Origin of the sequence: Sphingomicrobium nitratireducens (genome assembly GCF_026157035.1) — a bacterium.
GTDB classification, from domain to species: domain Bacteria; phylum Pseudomonadota; class Alphaproteobacteria; order Sphingomonadales; family Sphingomonadaceae; genus Sphingomicrobium; species Sphingomicrobium nitratireducens.
On sequence record NZ_JANJZA010000001.1, the window covers coordinates 1306213 to 1326497 of the forward strand.

Consider the following 20285-nt stretch of genomic DNA (forward strand, 5'->3'; position numbering starts at 1 on the left):
CAATTCGTTCGGTTTTTTGAGGGAAGAACCCTGAACACCGGCTTAGCGGCCCAATCCCTTCAGGCGGAACTGGATCGCGAATGTCGAACCCTTACGGAAATCGCCGATGCGTTCATAGTCCCGCTTCCAGCTCAGGCCAAGCTCCAGGCAGTCGTCTTCGTAGGAAACCCCGATCCGGTGCCGTGCGGGCTCGAAGCCGTCGGCGAGCGAGAGCGGGTCCTCGTCCTTGCCGGTAAGGTCCAGCACGGTCGCGCCGAACACGGAGTAATAGCGCGCGAACTTTACCCGGCCGGCAAGGCGCAGCTCCTCCTTGTCGCGCAGATCCTCGACGGCGGGGTCGATGTTGCGATTGAGGCGCAGGTAGCCGATCTGGGCATAGGTCTCGGTCGTGCCGACGGTCAGGTCGACTTCGTTGCGGCGGATGGCGAGATTGTCCTTGTCGACGCGGAAACGGTGCGTGAAGTCGATCATGCGACCGAAGCGGAAGCGGGTTCGCCCGACGATGTCCGAGAACTTGTCCGTGAGACCGGTCCCGTCGGGAAGGATGTCGGGCGCGCGGCTCAGTCGAAAACTCTGCCCGATCACCGAACGGATCGACATGTTGGGCCGGTCGAGCATCCATTCCATGCCGTAGGTGATGCGGCTGCCGTCTTCCCAGCGGTCGTAGCCGGGGAAGCGGTTGAGCGCGAACAGGTTGGAATCCTCGAGATCGATCGCGCGCGCGTCCTCGTTGGGAATGACGAGGTTGGGGGTGGGCGGGCTGACGACCAGCTGGACGCGCGGGATGAAGCGCTGGGTTCCTCCGAACGCCTCCCCGATCAGCGGCCATCGCAGGTCGGCGGCAAGCGCGCCCAGTCCGCGGAAGTGCCAGCCATCCTCTCCGCGATAGATGGCCGTCGCGGTCTTGGCGCTTTCGTCGGTATGGTAGGCATCGGCGCGGCCATAGGCGGTGAGCGTCAGTTCCTGGCCCATCGAGGTCAGGTAGCGATTGTCCCAGCGCGCGCCCGCGAAGGCGCGCTGCGTGTCCTGGCCGTCGGCGCGCAGGATGGCGAGGCTGTTGGCCTGGAGCTCGATCCTGCCGCCAAGAACGGGATCGGCGAGGCGCAGGCGCGCGTCGATCGCGGGGAGAGCGACCGGGATCTCGTCCTGTTCGTCGTTGACGCGCAGCCCCTGGAAGGCCCAGCCGGCGATCGAGACGTAGCTGTTCACGCCGATCCGTTCGGCCATCACGAAATTGCGCAGGCGGTCGTCGCGGGTGATGTCGTAGCGGCGGGTGACGGTCTTGTCGGTGGCCAGCCGCATCGATCCGGTCGCGCGCCACCACGGGTCGAACTGGTAGCGCCCATTGGCCTCGAAATAGCCGCGGATGCTTTCCTTTAGGGTCTTGTTGGGGGCGTCGGGGTCGGGATTGTCGATGTCGCCATAGGTCACGAATGCGCCGGCCTGGAACGCGCCGACCTCGCCGAGATGGCGGAAGCGGCCCTCGAGCGCCGGCAGCGATTCGGTGAAGACGTGGGGGGTCAGCGTGAAGTCGCGATTGGGGGCAATGCGCCAGTAATAGGGGAAGGCGAGCTCGACCCCGTTGATGCCGCTGATCGAGATGTCGGGCACTAGCGCGCCGGTCGCGCCGCCGAGGCGGGTGGGATCCCCCACGTTGAACACGGGAAGCAGCGGCAGCGAGATGCCGAACAAATGGAGGCGTCCGCCCTCGAAACGGAGCGAGCCGTCCTCCTCGTTGCGCGACACGCGCGCGGCGGTGATCTTCCAGCTCGGATTCTTGGGGCAGCCCCCCGCGTCGGTCAGCGGGCACGGCGAATAGACCGTGTTCTCGAGAACGAGCTGGCCGGCGACGCGCGAGGCCGTGCGCGCGGCCAGGCGGCCGCCGCTCTCGAGCGCGAGCAGGAGATTGTCGACGCTGCCGGTGCGAAGATCCTCGGTGAGGAGAACCGTGTCGCCGATCACGCGGTCGCCCGACGGGCCCACCGCGACGACGTTGCCCTTCGCCGAGACCTCGCCGGTGATGCGGTTCCAGACGACCTCGTCGGCAGCGAGGTAATAGCCGTCGCGGTTCATGCGCACCCGCCCGGTCGCGGTGACGATGTCTTGTTCGGCATCGTAGGCGACCGTGTCGGCGCTGAACTCGATATCGTCGGCGGCAAGCGGTGGCGGCGCCTCCTGCGCCAGGGCGTGCGCGGGCACGGCGCACAACGAGGCCAAGGCCACTCCCGCCATCCAGCGCAATGGTTTGCCCGTCCTGCCCATGCTCCCGAGCCTATTGCAGCTAAGGGGGGCGCGGGCAATCCGCCTTTGCCTTTTTGGGGCAAGCCATCCTAAGAGGCGCACCGACCCAGTATCCAAGAAGACCAAAGGTGGCTTTCATGCAGATCCAGTTCGCCTCGTCCCGCCCCTCGGGCGATTACGCGCTCGTCCTCCCCGCCAAGGGCTGCGACGACAAGCGCCTCGACAGCCTGACCGGGGACGCCGCTGCCGCGCGCAAGGCGCTCGAGCGCCAGCGTTTCGAGGGCAAGAAGGGGACTGCGGCGGAAACCTATCTCGCGGGCGAGGACGGGCGCCGCCTGCTCGTCGTCGGCATCGGCAAGGGCAAGGCCGAGGATGCCGAGGCCGCCGGTGCGCGCGTGTCGGCGCGGCTGATGACCTCGGGAGAGACCCAGGCGGTGATCGACCTGTCGGATGCAGGCTTCGATGCCGAAGGCGCCGCGCGCCTCGCGCTGGGTGCGGCGATGCGCAGCTGGCGCTACGACAAGCATCGCACCAAGATAAAGGACAAGCAGAAGGTCAGCCTCCAGACGGTCACCATCGTCGGGGCCGCCGACGGGGCGCAGGACCTGTGGGAAGATCGCTACAAGGCGGTTTATGAGGGCACGTCGCTGACCCGCGAGCTGGTCGCCGAGCCGCCCAACATCATCTACCCCGCGACCTTCGTCGAGCGGGTCAAGGAATGGAACAAGGGTAACGGCCTCGAGATCGAGGTGCTGGGCCAGGCCGAGATGGAAAAGCTCGGCATGGGCGCATTGCTCGGCGTCGCGCAGGGCTCGGTCAAGGAGCCCAAGCTGCTGGTGATGAAGTGGAACGGCGGCAAGAAGGGCGACAAGCCGACCGTCTTTATCGGCAAGGGCGTGACCTTCGACACGGGCGGCATCTCTTTGAAGCCCGGGCCCGGCATGGACATGATGAAGTGGGACATGGGCGGCGCCGGCGCGGTCGCGGGCGCGATGCACACCATGGCGCAGCGCAAGGCCAAGGCGAACGTCGTGGGCGTGTGCGGCCTCGTCGAGAACATGCCCGACGGCAATGCGATCCGCCCGGGCGACGTGCTCACCACGATGAGCGGGCAGACGGTCGAGGTGCTCAATACCGACGCCGAGGGCCGCCTGGTGCTGTGCGACTGCATCACCTGGTCGCAGAAGAATTTGAACCCAGCGCGCATGATCGACCTCGCGACGCTGACCGGTGCGATGGTGATCACCTTCGGCCACGAATATGCCGGCATGTTCTCGAACAATGACGACCTGGCGGACGATCTCCTCGATGCGGGCAAGACGTCGGGCGACCTGCTGTGGCGCCAGCCGCTGGCGGAGGCCTATGACCGCCTGCTCGACACGCCGATCGCCGACATGAAGAATATCGGCCCGCGCGAGGCCGGGTCGATCACCGCAGCGCAATATCTCCAGCGCTTCGTCGAGAACGACACGCCGTGGGCGCATCTCGACATTGCCGGCATGGCCTGGTCCGACAAGGACAAGACCACCTACGGCAAGGGTGCGACGGGCTATGGCGTGCGCCTGCTCGACGCGTTCATCGCCGAGGAAGTCGAAGGCTAGGGCGCTTCAGGCGGTGCGGGTCGACTTCTACCAGCTGGCGGGCGAGCCTGCCGCGTCGATCCTCGCCGCCATCGCCGCGCGGCTGATGGACCAGCAGCAGCGCCTGCTGGTCGTCTCGAACGACGAAGCGCAAATCGGCGCGCTCGGGCGGCAGCTGTGGGAGGAAGGCGAGGCCAGCTTCCTTGCCCATGGCAGCGAGGGCGGCCCGCACGACCAGCACCAGCCGATCCTGCTGTCGACCCGTACCGTGGCGGCCAACCGCGCGCGTAACATCGCCATTGTCGATGGCGAGTGGCGTGCGCCTGCGCTTCAGTTCGACCGCGTCTTCTACATCTTCGACGGCTCCAGCCTCGATGCTGCGCGAGAGGCGTGGCGCTCGCTCGGACGCGAGGAGGGTGTCGAGCGGCATTACTGGGCGCGCGAGGAAGGCCGCTGGACCGAGAAGGGGTGAGGCGCGGGCCGAGATCTGCTACGACTTGCACGCAGCAGTAATCAGCGTGAAGTGTTCGATGCGTAACTTACTCACCCTTGCCGCCCTTGCCATGCTCGCCTCTTGCGGGAGCGAGAACGACGACCGTGACGATCTCGCTCGAGAAACCGTGGAGCCTCAGGGCACGGATGGCCAAGCGACAAGCGTAATGCTGCCCGAACCCCTGACACTCTACCCAGGCGCCAAGATCGAGGACCAGCTCGATTTTTCGATGACCGGGGCGGGAAGGGTCGTGACCCAGCGCACGGGGGAATCGGTCGAAGAGGTCTTGAGCTTCTACGAAAAACAATTGGCCGATGCCGGCGTCGAGGCGCGGGTGACGCGGATAAGCCCGGAAATGGGGAGTATCACTGCCGGAAAGGACCACAATCGTGGGTTCGCGTTGGCAATCAATCGTGAAGGCAACGAGACGGAAATCATCGTGACTGATCTTGGCGAATGATCGTCGACGTGAGCCGCGGGCGATGTTCTGGTATGGCTCGCGTCTATCGGCAACCAGCGTGGAGTGCTCAATGCGTAACCTTTTGACCCTTGCCGCCCTTTCCCTGCTCGCCTCGTGCGGAAGTCCATCAGACGATGCAGCGGACGTTGCCGAGAAGCCGGCAGATCCTGCGCCTGCCAAGGCAGAAAACTCAAGCACGCCGCAAGAAACCTCCGCGGGACAGGAAGAGATGCTTTACGGCCTCAAATCCTATCCGGGCGCGACCGATTATTTTCGCTGGGACACCAGTAATAATGGCATAGAGGGCGCCACGGTCAGCTTCAAAAGCACGGCGTCGCCCAAAGAGCTGGGCGACTATTATGAAGCGGCGGCCAGGGAAAACGGGCTGACCGTCACCTCCCGCGATGACAGGTCGAACGGCGATGTGGTCCTGATTGCCGATCGAGCCGATGGCGAGGGCGCTTTCTACGTTTCTTTCTCTCCCAAGGGTGAGGGAAGTATGACGCAATTCATGTTCAAAAAGCCCGACGCTTGACGGTGTTTCTCCTGTGCGGGCTTGAAGGATTGCGCCTGCGCGGCTAGGGGGCGCGGCAATTCCAATGCCCCCTTTTCCTGACGGAGTTCACACCATGGCGGTCACCCGCACCTTTTCGATCATCAAGCCCGACGCCACCCGCCGCAATCTGACCGGCGCGGTCACCAAGAAGCTCGAGGAAGCCGGCCTGCGCGTCGTCGCCTCCAAGCGCATCCACATGACCCGCGAACAGGCCGAAGGCTTCTACGCGGTCCACAAGGAACGCCCCTTCTTCGGTGAACTCGTTGAGTTCATGATGTCGGAGCCGGTCGTCGTGCAGGTGCTCGAAGGCGAGGACGCCGTGAAGCGCAACCGCGACATCATGGGCGCGACCAACCCGGCCGAAGCCGACGAGGGTACGATCCGCAAGGAATACGCGCTGTCGATCGGCGAAAATTCGGTCCACGGTTCGGACAGCGACGAAAACGCCAAGATCGAGATCGACTATTTCTTCAAGCCCGAAGAAATCGTCGGCTAAGCGCCTCGCGCATCGATCGACAGGAGGGCGTCCGCATGCGGGCGCCCTTTTCTTTTGCGCCGGCCTTCCCATCTTGCGCCGACAAGGAGCGACAATGAAAGCCAAGATCGACCACCTGACCATCCTCAATTCCGATCGCGAAGCGGCGGATCGTCACTACGGCATCCTGCTGCCGCTCGTGGGTTTCCGAGAGGAGAAGCGCGGGATCTGGACCGATGGCGAGGGCTTTTTCCTCCAGATGATGACCGCGAAGGATGGCACCAACGCCTATCAACGCTATGGCGCAGGGCTCAACCACTGGGGATTGGCGATGGAAAGCGCGGAGGCGGTTGAACAGCTGCGCGAGAAACTGATTGCGGCAGGGATCGACGCCCAGCCGATCCAGGACCTTCACGGTGCGAAGGCGCTGTTTCTCCCCGACCCCGACGGGCTGCGCGCCGAGTTTACCTGGTATCCCGAGGGGATGTCGCCGGTCGGCTAGCGCGCGACGAAACGGGCGAGGGCTGCCGGGTAGAGGCGGTGCTCCTCGGCGAGGACGCGGGCTTCGAGGGTCGAGACCGTGTCGCCCTCCTTCACCGGCACCTCGGCCTGCGCGACGACTTCGCCGGCATCGAGTTCCTCGGTGACGACGTGGACCGAGCAGCCGTGGACCGCATCGCCCGCCTCGAGCGCGCGGGCATGCGTGTCGAGGCCTTTGTACTTGGGCAGCAGCGAGGGGTGGATGTTAAGCATCCGGCCTTCAAAGCGGCGAATGAAATCGGGCCCCAAGATGCGCATGAAGCCCGCCAGCGCGATCGTACCCGCGCCCGAGGTCTCGATGGCGACGGCGAGCTTGTCGTCGAAGGCGGCGCGGTCCTGGCCTCGCGAGTCCTCGCTCCATGTCGCGATCCCCCGTTCTGCAGCCCAATCGAGGCCGGGCGCGTCGGGACGGTTGGAGGCGACCAGCACGACTTCGTAATTGTCGGCGGCGTCGATCAGGCGGCGCATGTTCGAGCCGCGACCGGAAATGAGGATGGCGACCTTGGCGGGGTCAGGCGTCATGCGATGCCTGCCAGCCTTCCCCGGTGACGGTGCAGCCCTTGGTGCCCGCTTCGATGCGACCGATGATCATGGCGTTCTCGCCTGCCTCGGAGAGCGCGGCGATGACCGCGTCGGCGTCGGGTTCGGCCACCACCGCGACCATGCCGATGCCGCAGTTGAAGGTGCGCACCATTTCCGCGTTGGCGACGTTGCCGCCCTCGCGCAGCATCGCGAACAACGGGGGCAGGTCGAGGTCCGAGACGTCGACCATCGCGCGCGCGCCCTCGGGGAGCACGCGCGGCAGGTTTTCGAGCAGCCCGCCGCCGGTAATGTGGCTGAGCGCCTTGATCCGGCCCGCCTTAACCAGCGGAAGGAGCGGCCTGACGTAGATCCGCGTGGGTTCGAGCAGGGCCGCGCCGAGCGTGCGGCCCGCATCGAAGGGCAGGGGCATGTCGAGCGTCCAGCCCTGACGCTCGATAATCTTCCGGACCAGCGAGAAACCGTTCGAATGGACGCCCGAGCTGGCCAGGCCGACGAGCACGTCGCCGGGCGCGACCTTGTCGCCGGTCAGCACCTTGTCGCGGTCGACCGCGCCGACGCAGAATCCCGCCAGGTCGTAATCGTCGGCGGCGTACATGCCGGGCATCTCGGCCGTTTCGCCCCCGATCAGCGCGCAGCCGGCCTGCCTGCAGCCTTCCGCGATCCCCGCGACGACTGCGGTGGCGACATGGTTGTCCAGTTTTCCGGTGGCGTAATAGTCGAGGAAGAAGAGCGGCTCTGCGCCTTGGACGACGAGGTCGTTGGCACACATCGCGACGAGATCGATCCCGACCGTGTCGTGCCTGCCTGTATCAATGGCGAGTTTCAGCTTGGTGCCGACGCCGTCATTGGCCGCGACCAGCAGCGGGTCGTCATAGCCTGCGGCCTTGAGGTCGAAAAAGCCGCCGAATCCGCCCAGCGCCACGTCCGCGCCGGGGCGCGAGGTCGCCTTCGCCAAGGGGCCGATCGCCTTCACCAGCGCATTTCCGGCGTCGATGTCGACGCCCGCATCGGCATAGGATAGGCCGGTTTCGCCCTGTGACTTGTCGCTCATGAACGCCTCGCTAGCCACATCGCGCTTGGATTTCCACGAGATTGTCGCCAAAAGCCCTAGCGAAGCTCATGCCCAAGACGTTTCCATATCTTTTCGCCGCGCTCGTCGCGCTCCTCCTCGGTGTCGGGGCGGTGGCGCAGATGGAAGACGGCGACCGCGGGATCCTGCCGATCGACAGCGAGGGGCTGCTCGAGGTGGGCGGGATCGAGGTCGACGTGGCGGGCAAGGATGCCGAGGACGCGCGCTTCAACGGGTGGAAGATCGCCCAGCGCGAGGGGTTTGCGATGCTGTGGGCCAAGAACAAGGGCCGCCCCGCCTCCGAAGCGCCAAAGCTCAACGATGCGACCTTGAACTCGATGGTCAGCGCGATCGTCGTGGAAAACGAGCAGATCGGGCCCAACCGCTATATCGCGACGCTGGGCGTGCTGTTCGACCGGACGCGCGCGGGCGCGATGGTGGGAGAATCCGGTGGCCAGCGCCGCTCGCCGCCGATGCTGCTGGTGCCGCTGACCATTTCGGGCGGGACCGCGACCACCACCGAGACGCGCAATCCCTGGCAGCGGGCCTGGGCGCAGTTTCGCACGTCGGAAAGTCCCATCGACTATGTCCGCCTGTCGGGGCTGGGAGTCGATCCGCTGCTCGTCAATGCGGGCTCGCTGCGGCGTCCCGACCGGCGCTGGTGGCGCGGGATCGCCGACTATTACCAAGCCGCCAACGTGCTGATCGCCGAAGTCACTCTGCACCGCGCCTTCCCCGGAGGCCCGGCGCAGGCGCGCTTCGTGGCGCGAGCAGGCCTGTCGCGCGAGGCGCTGGGCGGGTTCGTGCTAACCGCCGAGGACAGCGAGGGCATCCCGGCGATGATGGCCGAGGGCGTCCGGCGCATGGATCGCATCTACACGCGCGCTTACAATCGGGGCGATCTCAAGCGCGACAGCAGCTTCACCGTCCGCCGCCCGCCGCCACAGAAGGAGGCCGAAGAGCCCGACGAGGTGCCAGTGACCGCCTACCAAGTCAGGCTCGTCGCGGGCGATGCCGCCGCGCTCAACGACGGGCTCGACCAGCTGCGTTCGGTCGCCGGGGTCGAATCGGTGATCGAGAACAGCCTCGCCATCGGCGGGTCGAGCAGCATCGTCGTGGGCTATCGCGGCAGTGCGAGCGACCTGCGCAGCGCCCTGACCGCGCGTGGATGGCAGGTCGGATACGAGGGCGGGGTGCTCACCATGTCGCGGCCGGGTGCGGGCGGCGCCCTCTAGGGCCATGGCACGCGTCGACCAGATCGCGCTGCCGCTCGACTGGCCGCAAGGGCGCGACGCCGCGCGCTTCATTCCCTCGCCCGCCAATGCGCAAGCGCTCGACCATCTCGAACGCTGGAGCCTGTGGCCGGTCAAGGCGACCATCATTACGGGGCCGCGCCGTTCGGGGCGCAGCCTTCTCGCCCGCCTGTTCACGCGCAAGATCGGCGGGCGACTGTTCGACGATGCCGAGCGGCACGACGAGGAGGAATTGTTCCACGCGTGGAACCATGCGCAGGAGACGGGCCTTCCGCTTGTAATGGTCGCAGACAGCCCGCCGCCGGCTTGGGAACCGGCACTGCCAGACTTGCGCACGCGGCTCGCCGTGACGCCGGTGACCACGATCGAGCAGCCCGACGACCAGCTGTTCGAATCCCTGCTGGGTCTTCACTTTGCCGACCGCGGACTGCACCTTCCCGACGAGGCGCGCCGGTACATCGCCGCGCGCGTCGAGCGGACTTACTGGAATGCGGAGCAGGTGGTGGACCAGATCGACAGGCACGCGATGGCGGACCGGGCACGGCTGACCATCCCGACGATCCGCAAGGCGCTGGGGATGACAGGCGGGGAGGCGGATGGGGAAGCCTAGCCTCAAGGCCATCGCCAAGAGCGGTCCGACGCGCTTCTTCAACCGCGAACTCTCGTGGCTCGCCTTCAATCGCCGCGTGCTCGAGGAAGCGGCGAACGGCGCCTATCCGCTGCTCGAACGACTGAACTTCCTGTCGATCTCGGGATCCAACCTCGACGAATTCTTCATGGTGCGCGTGGCCGGGCTCAAGGGGCAACAGCTGCGCAAGCTCGAGGATTTCTCGATCGACGGGCGCACCCCGACCCGGCAGCTCGAGGAGCTGGCGCTGGAGGCCGACGCACTGGTCGCCGACCAGCAGGCGATGTGGCTCGAATTGCGCGAGGCACTGGCCGAGGCCGGGGTCGAGGTGATCGAGGGCGGCCAGCTGACACCGTCGGAACGTCACTGGCTTACCGAGAAGTTCGACGCCGAGATCATGCCGGTGCTGACCCCGCAGGCGATCGACCCGGCGCATCCCTTCCCGTTCGTCCCCAACGGCGTGATGGGCCTGATCTTCGAGCTGGCGCCGCTGCGCGGGGGCGAGGACGTCGTCGAGCTGCTGCTCGTGCCCGCGGGCCTGCCGCGCTACATCCAGCTGCCCAAGCGCGGCAAGTCGCACCGCTTTATCCGCATCGAATCGGTCATCCGCGCCTTTTTCGATCGGCTGTTCCCGGGCTTCGAGAAGCGTGCGGCGGGCGCGTTCCGCGTCCTGCGCGACAGCGACATCGAGGTCGAGGAGGAGGCCGAGGACCTCGTGCGCTACTTCCGTTCGGCAATCCTCAGGCGGCGGCGCGGGCGCGTGGTCAGGCTAGAACTGTCCGCCGACATGCCCGAGGAACTGGTCGAGAATATCGTCGAGGGGCTGGAGGCCGAGGACGCGCTGACGGTGGAGGCCGGTGGGCTGATCGGCATTGCCGACCTGCACCACATCGTCGACGTCGACAGTCCCGAACTCAAGTTCGAGCCCTACAGCCCGCGCTTTCCCGAGCGGATCGTCGAATATGGCGGCGACGCGTTCGCAGCGATCCGCGCCAAGGATTTCGTCGTCCATCATCCCTACGAAAGCTTCGAGGTCGTGGTCGCCTTCCTGCGACAGGCGGCCGACGATCCGGACGTCATCGCGATCAAGCAGACGCTCTACCGCGCGGGCAAGCAGTCGGAGATCGTCGACGCGATGGTCGCGGCGGCCGAGAACGGCAAGTCGGTGACCGCGGTCGTCGAACTCAAGGCGCGCTTCGACGAGGAGCAGAACCTGCTGTGGGCGAGCCGCCTCGAACGCGCGGGCGTGCAGGTCGTCTACGGCTTCATCGACTGGAAGACGCACGCCAAGGTCTCGATGGTGGTCAGGCGCGAAGGCGAGGTGATGCGCACCTACTGCCATTTCGGAACGGGAAACTATCATCCGACGACCGCGCGCATCTATACCGACCTCAGCTTCTTCACCGCCTCGCGCCGGGCGGCGCGCGATGCCAACAAGCTGTTCAATTTCGTCACGGGCTACGTCCCGCCGCGGCGGATGGAGTTGCTCGCCATCTCGCCGGTCAACCTGCGCGCGCGCATCTACCGCCTGATCGATGCCGAGATCGAGAATGCCAAGGCCGGAAAACCCGCCGCGATCTGGGCGAAGATGAATTCGCTGGTCGATCCCGACGTGATCGACCGTCTCTATCTTGCCAGCCAACACGGCGTGTCGATCGACCTCGTCATCCGCGGCATCTGCTGCCTGCGCCCCGGCGTGGAAGGCCTGTCGGAGAACATCCGCGTCAAGTCGGTGATCGGGCGTTTCCTCGAGCACAGCCGTATCTTCGTCTTCGCCAATGGGGACCGGCTTCCGCATCGCGGGGCGAAGGTGTTCATCTCGTCGGCCGACTGGATGCCGCGCAATCTCGACCGGCGGGTCGAATATATGATCCCGCTCGAGAACCCGACGGTGCATGCGCAAGTTCTCGACCAGGTGATGACCGCGAACCTGATCGACAACGAGCAGAGCTGGACGCTCCAGGCGGACGGGAGCTACGCGCGCGTCGAGGCGGGCAAGAAGCGTTTCAACCTCCACCAGTATTTCATGAACAACCCGTCGCTGTCCGGGCGCGGACATGCGCTGGAGGGCAAGAAGGTGCCCAAGCTCGACCTGAGCCAGCGCGGATGACCAGGAAATCGCTCTATTTCGGCCCGGTGGGCATCATCGACATCGGGTCCAACTCGGTCCGCCTCGTCGTCTATGCGGGGGCCGAGCGCGTGCCCTCGACGCTCTACAACGAGAAGGTGATGGCAGGCCTCGGACGCACCATCGGCAGCGACGGCGCGATGGACGAGGAGGCGATCGAACTTGCGCTGCGGACGCTCGAGCGGTTCCGGATGGTGATGCGCCAGATGGGCGTCAAACGCTTCCGTACGGTCGCGACCGCCGCCGTGCGAGAGGCGACCAACGGCAAGGCCTTCCTGGCGAAGGTCGCGAAACTCGGCCTCAAACCGGAAGTGCTTTCGGGTGAAGAGGAGGCGGTCACATCGGCGGCAGGGGTGCTGTCGGGCATTCCGTGGGCCAAGGGCGTGGTCGCCGACCTCGGGGGCGGCAGTCTCGAGCTGGTCGGGGTGGCGCGGGGACAGGTCGGCAGCGGGGTGAGCCTTCCGCTCGGCGTCCTACGCGTCGGGTCCGATCCGGACCGGGACGCGATCCGCACGATGCTGGAGGAGGCACTCGCGTCGACCCAAATCCCCGCGGCGGCCAGGGGCAGCAACCTCTACCTCGTGGGCGGCTCGTTCCGCGCCATCGCGCAGCTCGAGATGCAATTGGTCGAACACCCGCTCCCGATCGTCCACCAGCATCGGCTGCGGCGCGACCAGCTCGGGCCGATTGCGGACTATGTGGCGGAAGCGACCAAGGACGAGATCAAGGACATCGGCAACGTGTCGGGCCAGCGCGTGCCGCACCTGCCGGCCGCGATCGCGATCCTCGAGACATTGATCGAGGTGCTGGCGCCCAGGAAGATCAAGGTCAGCGCGTTCGGCCTTCGCGAGGGCGTGCTCTACCGCGATCTCGACTGGCGTCGGCGCAAGGAGGACCCGCTGCTCGCCGCCGCGTTCGAGGTCGGCCACAAGCTCGGGCGGTTCGGCGACCATGGCGCGCAGCTCGACCAGTGGATCGCGCCGCTGTTTCCCAAGGAGCCCGAGAAATTGGCCCGGCTGAGGCTGGCCGCGTGCCTGCTCGGCGACATCGCGTGGAACGCGCATCCGGACTATCGCGCAGAACGCGCGGTCGACCTTGCCGTCCATGGCAACTGGGTCGGGATCAACGGGCGAGGACGGGTGCTGCTGGGGCGGGCGCTCCATGCCGCGTTCGGAAATGGCGAGACGTTCCCTCTGGAGCTCGATGCGCTGCTCAAGGACGGCGATGCCGCACGCGCGGAGCAATGGGGCCTCGCGATCCGGCTTGCCCAACGTTTTTCGGCGGGGACGCTGCGACCGCTTTCAAAGGGCGACATCGCGCTCAAAGGCGGCAAGCTCGACCTGTCGCTCCCCGAGACGCTGGCCGCGCTCTATTCGCCCGCGGTCGAGAAGCGGCACCAGCAGCTGGCGCTCGCAATGGGCGCCGAAGCGAGGCTGGTGCTGACCTGATCAGCCGCAGTTGGCGCGTTCGACCCTGTTGGCGGCATCGAGGAATACGGTCAGCCGGTCGGGGCGGAATTCCATCGTGATGGCGCTGTCGTGAGGGACCCAGCGAAACGCCCCCGCGCCGGTCGTCGCGATCATCTCGGCGCCGAGGGCGCTGGTCGCGGGCTGGCCGGCAAAGCGATCGAGACCCGCCGGATCGCATACGGCACCGGTGCCACGCTGGGGGATGGCGTCGCCGTCGGTCGCGCAGGCGGCGAGGGCGAGGGGCAAGGTGAGAATCGCGATACGCATGGAGGGTCTCCCGTCGGTCAGCCGTCGATACGGCTCATCTTGAGCTTGCCGTTCTCGGTGGCGAAAGCAAGGCGGCCCTCGACCAGGTCGAGCGCGTCGCGGCCGAACTCCTCGAACCGCCAGCCCGAGAGGATGTCGAGATCCTCGCGCACGCCCGCGGCGAGATATTCGAGTTCCTGCGCGCGGGCGATAAGGCGCGGTGCGACCCCGGCTTCCTTAGCGCGGATCTTGAGGAGCAGCTTCAGGAGGTCGCTGACGAGGGCGGCATCCTTGGTGAGGCCGGGGCGGCGCGGCTGCTTGGCGGGCAGGTCGCCATCCTCGAGCGGTTCGGCCTCGGCGATGGCCTTCATGAGCCGCGCGCCGATATCGTTGTTCTTCCAGCCCGCCGAGAGGCCGCGCACCTTGACGAGGTCGGCCTGGGACTTGGGCGGATGGTTGGCGAGTTCGCCGAGCGTGTCGTCCTTGACGATGCGTCCGCGCGGCAAATTCTTGTGGCGCGCCTCGCGCTCGCGCCAGGCGGCGAGCGCCCGAAGGCGGCCGAGCACCGACGGCTTGCGACTCGGCAGCTTCATGCGCTTCCACGCGTCCTCGGGTTCGAAGGCGAAGGAGGACGGGTCGGCGAGCCGCGCCATTTCCTCGTCGAGCCAGTCGCCGCGGCCGGTCTTCTTGAGCTGGGTGAGCAGCTTGGGGAAAATCTCGGCGAGGTGGGTGACGTCGGCGATCGCATAATCGAGCTGGCGCTTGTCGAGCGGGCGGCGCGACCAGTCGGTGAAGCGCGCGCCCTTGTCGATGGTGATGCCGAGCACGGCCTGGACGAGGTTGGCGTAACCGACCTGCTCGCCATAGCCCAGCGCCATCGCGGCGATCTGCGTGTCGAACAGGGGATGGGGGACTTCGCCCGCCAGATTGTGGAAAATCTCAAGGTCCTGGCCGCCCGCGTGGAAGACCTTGAGGACTTCCTCTTCCTCGATGAGAAGGTCGAGCAGGGGCTCGAGATCGATGCTCTCGGCGAGCGGGTCGATCGCGGCAGCTTCCTCGTCGCTCGCGATCTGGATCAGGCAGAGTTCGGGCCAGTAGGTATTTTCGCGCATGAACTCGGTGTCCACGACGACGAAATCCTTCTGCGCGAGGCGGTCGACCAGCGCGTCGAGCGTCTTGGTGTCGGTAATCAGGGGGTGAATTTTCATACGTTCGCGCGCCCTAGCGCGTTTCGGTGCCTTGACAAAGAGGTTCCGCCACGGTGAAGCGGCGCCCGCGCGAAATTTTCGTCACATCACATCCGGATAAGAGTTTTTCCATGCACGCCTACCGCACCCATCACTGCGCCCAGCTCGACGCTTCGAGCGTCGGCGAAACCGTCCGCCTGTCGGGCTGGATCCACAGGAAGCGCGACCATGGGGGCGTGTTGTTCGTCGACCTGCGCGACCATTACGGCATCACCCAGATCGTGGCCGACGAGGACAGCCCCGCGCTGGCGATCCTCGACAAGCTCAGGGTCGAGAGCGTCGTCACGATCGACGGCGAGGTGAAGGCGCGCGCCGAGGGCACGGTCAACAAGAACCTGCCGACCGGCGCGATCGAGGTGTTCGCGCGCTCCGTGACGATCCAGTCGGAAGCGGCCGAACTGCCGATGCCGGTGGCCGGCGAGCAGGACTATCCCGAGGAAATCCGCCTCAAGTATCGCTATCTCGACCTGCGCCGCGAGACGATGCACAGGAACATCATGCTGCGCAGCGCGGTGATCGCATCGATCCGCCGCCGCATGATCGAGCAGGGCTTCACCGAGTTCCAGACGCCGATCCTGACCGCGTCGAGCCCCGAGGGCGCGCGCGACTATCTCGTCCCGAGCCGCGTCCACCCGGGCAAGTTCTACGCGCTTCCGCAGGCGCCGCAGATGTTCAAGCAGCTGCTGATGGTCGCGGGCTTCGACCGCTATTTTCAAATCGCGCCCTGCTTCCGCGACGAGGATGCGCGCGCCGACCGCAGCCCCGGCGAATTCTACCAGCTCGATTTCGAGATGAGCTTCGTTACCCAGGACGACGTCTTCAACGCGATCGAGCCGGTGCTCGCCGGCCTGTTCCGCGAGTTCGCGAACGGGCGCAGCGTCACCGAGGGCGCGTTCCCGCGGATTCCCTACAAGGAATCGATGCTCAAGTACGGCAATGACAAGCCGGACCTTCGCAACCCGCTGGTCATCTCGGACGTGGGCGACCACTTCGTCGGATCGGGCTTCGGACTGTTCGCGGGGCTGGTCGAGAAGGGCATGAAGGTGCGCGCGGTGCCCGCGCCCGCGACCGCAGAGAAGAGCCGCAAGTTCTTCGACGAGATGAACGACTGGGCGCGCGGCGAGGGCTTCGCGGGCCTGGGCTACGCCACCCGCAAGGGCGGCGAGTGGGGCGGCCCGATCGCCAAGAACCACGGCACCGAAGGCATGGACAAGATCGCCGACGCGATGGGCCTTGGCCCCGACGACGGCATCTTCTTCGCCGCCGGACCCGAAGCGCAGGCCGCAAAGCTCGCCGGCCTCGCGCGCACCCGCGTCGCGGAATCGCTGGGGCTGATCGCCGAGGGCGAATTCCGCTTTTGCTGGATCGTCGACTTCCCGATGTTCGAGAAGGACGAGGAGACCGGCAAGATCGACTTCTCGCACAACCCCTTCTCGATGCCGCAGGGCGAGATGGAAGCGCTCGAGACGATGGATCCGCTCGACATCCTTGCCTGGCAGTACGACATCGTCTGCAACGGCGTCGAACTCTCCTCGGGCGCAATCCGGAACCACCGCCCGGACATCATGTACAAGGCGTTCGAGATCGCCGGCTATTCCAAGCAGGATGTCGACACGAACTTCCCGGGCATGATCGGTGCGTTCCAGTTCGGCGCGCCGCCGCACGGCGGATCGGCGCCGGGCGTCGACCGCATCGTCATGCTGCTCGCCGACGAACCCAACATCCGCGAAGTCATCCTCTTCCCGATGAACCAGAAGGCGGAAGACCTGATGATGAACGCACCGTCCAACGTGACGCCGCTCCAGCTCAAGGAATTGGGCATCAGGATCGTCGAGGCGCCCAAGGCGAAGGTCAATCCGGCAGAGGTCGTCGAGGACGCCTAAGCCGCGCTGCGGTTAACGGGACTTGCCTTGCATCAACAAGCTGCGGCACGCGCGCCACAGCTGGTCGAGAAAGAATGTCCCCTCGTCACAACGGACTAGGCGTTTTGCGTGGCTGCGGTTAACTCCACGATGTGCCGATCGAGTTAACCGAGGCCGGACGGGGGGCTCCGTTCACGGGCGACTACCAGGCAGAGCTGACCGCTCTGCAGGAGCGTCTCGCGCGCCTGCAGATCGCGCAGAAGGTTCACAAGCGCCGCGCCATCGTCCTGTTCGAGGGCTGGGAAGGCTCGGGGCTCAAGGCCGCATTGAAGCGGCTCGTCGCGAGCTGGGACCCGTGCCACGTGCGCACCTTGTGCGTCAGCCATGACGAATCGTTCGACGAGGACCGCCACTGGCTCGCTCCCTTCTGGGCCAACCTGCCGAGCGGCGGCGACACGAGCCTCTATTTCCACAGCTGGTATCGCAAGCTCGCCGACAACCGCGTCGCAGGGCGGATCGATGAAGCTCGGCTCGCGCGTTACTGCGACGAGATCAACGAGTTCGAAGCGCAGCAGGGCGATCACGACACGATCGTCGTCAAGCTGTTCTTCCACGTCTCCTCGGCGGTGCAGCGCGAGCGGATCGAGGAGCGCCAGCGCGACCCTTGGCTCAAGCATCTCGTCACCACGCACGACCTGCTCTCGAGCCAGAAGCGCACCGACTATCGTGCGGCCTGGAACGAACTGTTCGCGCAGACCGATTCGCGCTGGGCACCTTGGCACCTCGTCAACGGCGACGACAAGCGCGGGGCGCGCATCGCGGCGCTGTCGCTGATCGCGGACGAGTTCGAAAAACGCCTGCCGGGCGCGCCGCCGGGGCAGGTCGACAATGTCGTGAAGCTGGTCGCCGACGCCTAGCGCGCGGTCGGGTAGCGGATCTCGATGACTTCGTAGAAGCGCTCGCCGGCAGGCAGCCGGACGCTGCGTTCGTCGCCGACCCTGGCACCGATGAAGGCGCGGGCGAGGGGGGCGGACCAGCCGATGCGGCCGTCGCCCGCTTCGGCCTCGTCGTCGCCGACAATGGTGACGACGCGTTCGTGATCGTCCTCGTCGACCAGGGTGATCGTGGCGCCGAAGCGGATTTCGTCGCGGCGCTCGGCCCTGGCCGGATCGACGACCTTGGCGTCCTTCATGACCTTCGAGAGGTAGCCGAGGCGGCGATCGATTTCGCGCAGCTTCTTGCGACCGTAGATATAGTCGCCATTCTCCGAACGGTCGCCATTGCCCGCCGCCCAGCTGATCGTCTCGACCAGCTTGGGGCGTTCCTCGCCGAACAGCTTGTCATATTCCGCGCGGATCCGGGCGAAACCGTCCGGAGTGATGTAGCGCGGCCGCCTGGCCTCGCCCATCAGCCGGGCCGGTTGAACTTGCCGAGGTGGCGCGAGACGTGGACCGCGCCGTACCGCGGGACGTGCGGGTTCAGCCGGTCGTAGACAGCCGCGTTCTCTATCACGCGCTGGACGTAGCTGCGCGTCTCGCCGAACGGGATCTGTTCGATCCATTCGACCGTGTCGACGCCGGGCGAGCGCGGGTCGCCGTAGCGCTTCACCCACTTGGCCGCATTGCCCATGCCGCCATTGTAGCTGGCGATGGCGAGCGGCAGATTACCGTTCCAATAGTCGACCAGCCATTTGAGGTACGCGCTGCCGAGCCGGACGTTGTAATCGGGGTCGCTGGTCAGCCGCCCGAAATCGTAGGGCACGCCGAGCTTCCTTGCCTGGTCGCGCGCGGTCGAGGGCAAGAGCTGCATCATCCCATAGGCGTTGGCGTGGCTCACCGCGCTGCGGTCGAACGAGCTTTCCTGGCGGGTGATGCCGTGGGCGAAGCTCCATTCCTGCCCGCCGGGGGCGCCCGAGGCGTGGAGCGGAAAGGCTTCGCGGTAGTAGAAGGGAACGCCCGCGTTGCGCGCCGAACGCGCGGTCCACACGGCAAGGTCGGGGCGGCCGATGCGCGTCGCATAGTCTGCGGCGAGGAAGCGTTCCTCGTCCCCGTCGATCGATTCCGACAGCGCGCGCACGAACAGGGCCTGCGCATCGCGGTCGCGGCCGAGCGCGGACATGGCGATGACGAGGCTGTTGGCGGCGAAAGCCTGGCGCGCCTCGGTCGACACCGAGACCATCGGCATCGACGGCGGCACCGGGATCTCGCGGCCCAGACGCTCGAGCGCGAGCTGGCCGTAGAAGAGGTCGGGCCACTGCGCGGCCTGTTCGAACTGCGCGTTCGCTCCCGCGACATCTCCCGCCTGCGCCAGCGCGCGGCCCGCCCAGTAGCGGCCCTTCGAGGCCACCTGCAGCGAACGGCCGCCGCCCGCATACATGGCGAACAGGCTGGCCGCATCGCGTGGCCGGGCAAGGCGATCGAGCGCGATGCGCCCGCCGAGCCAGGTGAGCGACGTGTACTTGTCGCGCACGCCGTAGGACTGGAGGCGCAAATCCTCTCCCGGCGCGAACGCGTCGTCGACCTGGCGCGCGATATTGTAGGCGGTCGCCCAGGCACCGCGGTTCGCCGCGCCCTCGGCGGCGAGCAGCACCATCTCGTACCACTTGTCGACGTCGGTCGGGCGCTGGGTGAACTGGTGGGGCTGGGCGAGGATGGACTGCGCGCCCGCTTCGTCGCCGCGCAGGCGGAAATAGCGCGCGCGGTCCATCAGGAGACCCGCATCGGACGCGGCGAACCCGGAGACGCGCGCGAACTTGTCGGCGGCGTCGGCCGACCCGCGCTGCAAGGCGATGCGCGCGTCGAACACGGCACGGCGCGCGGGGCTGGCGCTGGCGAGCATCGCCTCGGCGCGCGAGACCTGCTTGTCGAACAGCAAGGCATCGATGCGCGCGTCATGGTCGGCGATGGTCAACTGGTTCGCGAAGCGGGTGCGGACGAGCTCGTAATCCTCGCTCGAGAGATCGGGATGGCGCCAGGCGGCGCGCGCGGCGGCGAGCGCCTCGGCGTTGCGCCCCAGGGCTGCATAGGAGACGGCCAGCCGGGTCCAGCCCATCGCGGTCTGGGGCGCGCGCTGGCGGAAGAAGTCGGCGACCAGCGGAGCGGGTGCACTCGCATCGAGGCGAAGCTCGGCGCGCTTGCGGATCGAATCGCCGCCATTTTCGGACCAGACGCCCGGCCAGTCGGGATAATTGATCGCGAAGCGCGCGGCGTCGGCAAAGGCGGGTGCCCGGTCGCGCGAGAGGCGTTGCCAGCTGGCGATTGCCGCGTGGATTTCGGCGGTGGAAGGGACTCGCACGAGCGGCGCGAGCGGATCGGCCGTCGCGCTGGCCTGCATGGCAGGGGTCGCGCCGCCCATCTGGGACGCGGTGGCTGCCGAGCTCAAAAGTGCGACGGCGGTAAAAATGGTCGAGCGCCTCATGCTGGACATGGTGCCCTTGCCGTCCTTATCAGTCGATGAACGCATACATGCTGCCGACGGATTACTCGGCAGGATGTT

General features: G+C 66.6%; 19 protein-coding genes. 12 read left to right on the plus strand and 7 right to left on the minus strand.

Annotated features, from left to right (window positions below; genetic code table 11):
- Window positions 1-42: 42 nt before the first annotated feature.
- A complete protein-coding gene (locus NNY25_RS06795) occupies window positions 43-2199 on the minus strand; it encodes an LPS-assembly protein LptD (protein ID WP_338112482.1) in 2157 nt (718 codons plus the stop codon).
- A gap of 179 nt (window positions 2200-2378) precedes the next feature.
- Between NNY25_RS06795 and NNY25_RS06800 the strand changes: the two genes are divergently transcribed.
- From NNY25_RS06800 to NNY25_RS06825, 6 genes are all read left to right on the plus strand, one after another.
- Complete coding sequence (locus NNY25_RS06800) at window positions 2379-3842, plus strand: leucyl aminopeptidase (RefSeq protein ID WP_265570592.1); 1464 nt, start codon at window positions 2379-2381, stop codon at window positions 3840-3842.
- A 13-nt stretch (window positions 3843-3855) separates the two neighbouring features.
- Window positions 3856-4293: a DNA polymerase III subunit chi gene (locus NNY25_RS06805; RefSeq protein WP_265570593.1), complete on the plus strand. Its 438-nt coding sequence runs from the start codon at window positions 3856-3858 to the stop codon at window positions 4291-4293.
- 58 nt (window positions 4294-4351) lie between these two features.
- Complete coding sequence (locus tag NNY25_RS06810; RefSeq protein ID WP_265570594.1) at window positions 4352-4774, plus strand: hypothetical protein; 423 nt, start codon at window positions 4352-4354, stop codon at window positions 4772-4774.
- A 70-nt stretch (window positions 4775-4844) separates the two neighbouring features.
- Window positions 4845-5309 (plus strand): hypothetical protein, encoded by a 465-nt coding sequence (locus NNY25_RS06815; RefSeq protein WP_265570595.1) that lies wholly within the window; start codon window positions 4845-4847, stop codon window positions 5307-5309.
- A gap of 94 nt (window positions 5310-5403) precedes the next feature.
- Window positions 5404-5826, plus strand: a complete 423-nt coding sequence (gene ndk, locus NNY25_RS06820; protein WP_265570596.1) for a nucleoside-diphosphate kinase — start codon at window positions 5404-5406, stop codon at window positions 5824-5826.
- Window positions 5827-5920: 94 nt separating this feature from the next.
- Entirely contained in the window at window positions 5921-6307 is a 387-nt protein-coding gene (locus NNY25_RS06825; protein ID WP_265570597.1) for a VOC family protein, read from the plus strand.
- On the opposite strand, the gene purN is transcribed toward NNY25_RS06825, so the two are convergent.
- Window positions 6304-6867, minus strand: coding sequence for a phosphoribosylglycinamide formyltransferase (purN, locus tag NNY25_RS06830; RefSeq protein WP_265570598.1), 564 nt, complete (start codon window positions 6865-6867; stop codon window positions 6304-6306). The genes NNY25_RS06825 and purN overlap by 4 nt on opposite strands.
- On the minus strand, window positions 6857-7939 hold the full coding sequence (purM, locus tag NNY25_RS06835) for a phosphoribosylformylglycinamidine cyclo-ligase (RefSeq protein WP_265570599.1): 1083 nt from the start codon (window positions 7937-7939) through the stop codon (window positions 6857-6859). Before purM ends, purN begins: the two co-directional genes overlap by 11 nt.
- Before the next feature lie 68 nt (window positions 7940-8007).
- Between purM and NNY25_RS06840 the strand changes: the two genes are divergently transcribed.
- The 4 genes from NNY25_RS06840 to NNY25_RS06855 are packed head-to-tail and all read left to right on the plus strand — an operon-like array spanning window position 8008 to window position 13414.
- On the plus strand, window positions 8008-9192 hold the full coding sequence (locus NNY25_RS06840; RefSeq protein WP_265570600.1) for a heavy-metal-associated domain-containing protein: 1185 nt from the start codon (window positions 8008-8010) through the stop codon (window positions 9190-9192).
- A gap of 4 nt (window positions 9193-9196) precedes the next feature.
- A complete protein-coding gene (locus NNY25_RS06845; RefSeq protein WP_265570601.1) occupies window positions 9197-9820 on the plus strand; it encodes an HdaA/DnaA family protein in 624 nt (207 codons plus the stop codon).
- Complete coding sequence (locus NNY25_RS06850) at window positions 9807-11948, plus strand: RNA degradosome polyphosphate kinase (protein ID WP_265570602.1); 2142 nt, start codon at window positions 9807-9809, stop codon at window positions 11946-11948. The genes NNY25_RS06845 and NNY25_RS06850 overlap by 14 nt, the downstream gene beginning before the upstream one ends.
- The gene (locus NNY25_RS06855; RefSeq protein WP_265570603.1) at window positions 11945-13414 is read left to right on the plus strand and encodes a Ppx/GppA family phosphatase; all 1470 of its coding nucleotides are present in this window, start codon (window positions 11945-11947) and stop codon (window positions 13412-13414) included. The genes NNY25_RS06850 and NNY25_RS06855 overlap by 4 nt, the downstream gene beginning before the upstream one ends.
- Here the strand turns inward: NNY25_RS06855 and NNY25_RS06860 are convergent, their stop codons facing one another.
- Entirely contained in the window at window positions 13415-13702 is a 288-nt protein-coding gene (locus NNY25_RS06860) for an I78 family peptidase inhibitor (protein WP_265570604.1), read from the minus strand. It abuts the gene before it with no gap.
- A gap of 17 nt (window positions 13703-13719) precedes the next feature.
- Complete coding sequence (rnd, locus tag NNY25_RS06865) at window positions 13720-14889, minus strand: ribonuclease D (RefSeq protein ID WP_265570605.1); 1170 nt, start codon at window positions 14887-14889, stop codon at window positions 13720-13722.
- Window positions 14890-14999: 110 nt separating this feature from the next.
- On the opposite strand from rnd, the gene aspS reads away from it, so the two are divergent.
- A complete protein-coding gene (gene aspS, locus NNY25_RS06870) occupies window positions 15000-16811 on the plus strand; it encodes an aspartate--tRNA ligase (RefSeq protein ID WP_265570606.1) in 1812 nt (603 codons plus the stop codon).
- Window positions 16812-16942: 131 nt separating this feature from the next.
- On the plus strand, window positions 16943-17707 hold the full coding sequence (locus NNY25_RS06875; protein WP_265570607.1) for a polyphosphate kinase 2 family protein: 765 nt from the start codon (window positions 16943-16945) through the stop codon (window positions 17705-17707).
- Here the strand turns inward: NNY25_RS06875 and greB are convergent.
- Window positions 17704-18198 carry a transcription elongation factor GreB gene (gene greB, locus NNY25_RS06880; RefSeq protein ID WP_265570608.1) on the minus strand — a complete coding sequence of 165 codons (495 nt, stop codon included), beginning with the start codon at window positions 18196-18198 and terminating at the stop codon, window positions 17704-17706. The genes NNY25_RS06875 and greB overlap by 4 nt on opposite strands.
- Entirely contained in the window at window positions 18198-20216 is a 2019-nt protein-coding gene (locus NNY25_RS06885) for a lytic transglycosylase domain-containing protein (RefSeq protein ID WP_265570609.1), read from the minus strand. The genes greB and NNY25_RS06885 overlap by 1 nt, the downstream gene beginning before the upstream one ends.
- Window positions 20217-20285: the final 69 nt, after the last annotated feature.

Bases quoted from the DNA above. Each gene is read 5' to 3' on its own strand.
- NNY25_RS06825 (WP_265570597.1), top strand. From the start codon at position 5,921: ATGAAAGCCAAGATCGACCACCTGACCATCCTCAATTCCGATCGCGAA.
- rnd (WP_265570605.1), bottom strand. From the start codon at position 14,889: ATGAAAATTCACCCCCTGATTACCGACACCAAGACGCTCGACGCGCTG.
- NNY25_RS06850 (WP_265570602.1), top strand. From the start codon at position 9,807: ATGGGGAAGCCTAGCCTCAAGGCCATCGCCAAGAGCGGTCCGACGCGC.
- NNY25_RS06840 (WP_265570600.1), top strand. From the start codon at position 8,008: ATGCCCAAGACGTTTCCATATCTTTTCGCCGCGCTCGTCGCGCTCCTC.
- NNY25_RS06860 (WP_265570604.1), bottom strand. From the start codon at position 13,702: ATGCGTATCGCGATTCTCACCTTGCCCCTCGCCCTCGCCGCCTGCGCG.
- ndk (WP_265570596.1), top strand. From the start codon at position 5,404: ATGGCGGTCACCCGCACCTTTTCGATCATCAAGCCCGACGCCACCCGC.
- NNY25_RS06855 (WP_265570603.1), top strand. From the start codon at position 11,945: ATGACCAGGAAATCGCTCTATTTCGGCCCGGTGGGCATCATCGACATC.
- purN (WP_265570598.1), bottom strand. From the start codon at position 6,867: ATGACGCCTGACCCCGCCAAGGTCGCCATCCTCATTTCCGGTCGCGGC.
- NNY25_RS06800 (WP_265570592.1), top strand. From the start codon at position 2,379: ATGCAGATCCAGTTCGCCTCGTCCCGCCCCTCGGGCGATTACGCGCTC.
- NNY25_RS06885 (WP_265570609.1), bottom strand. From the start codon at position 20,216: ATGTCCAGCATGAGGCGCTCGACCATTTTTACCGCCGTCGCACTTTTG.
- aspS (WP_265570606.1), top strand. From the start codon at position 15,000: ATGCACGCCTACCGCACCCATCACTGCGCCCAGCTCGACGCTTCGAGC.
- greB (WP_265570608.1), bottom strand. From the start codon at position 18,198: ATGGGCGAGGCCAGGCGGCCGCGCTACATCACTCCGGACGGTTTCGCC.
- NNY25_RS06845 (WP_265570601.1), top strand. From the start codon at position 9,197: ATGGCACGCGTCGACCAGATCGCGCTGCCGCTCGACTGGCCGCAAGGG.
- purM (WP_265570599.1), bottom strand. From the start codon at position 7,939: ATGAGCGACAAGTCACAGGGCGAAACCGGCCTATCCTATGCCGATGCG.
- NNY25_RS06810 (WP_265570594.1), top strand. From the start codon at position 4,352: ATGCGTAACTTACTCACCCTTGCCGCCCTTGCCATGCTCGCCTCTTGC.
- NNY25_RS06815 (WP_265570595.1), top strand. From the start codon at position 4,845: ATGCGTAACCTTTTGACCCTTGCCGCCCTTTCCCTGCTCGCCTCGTGC.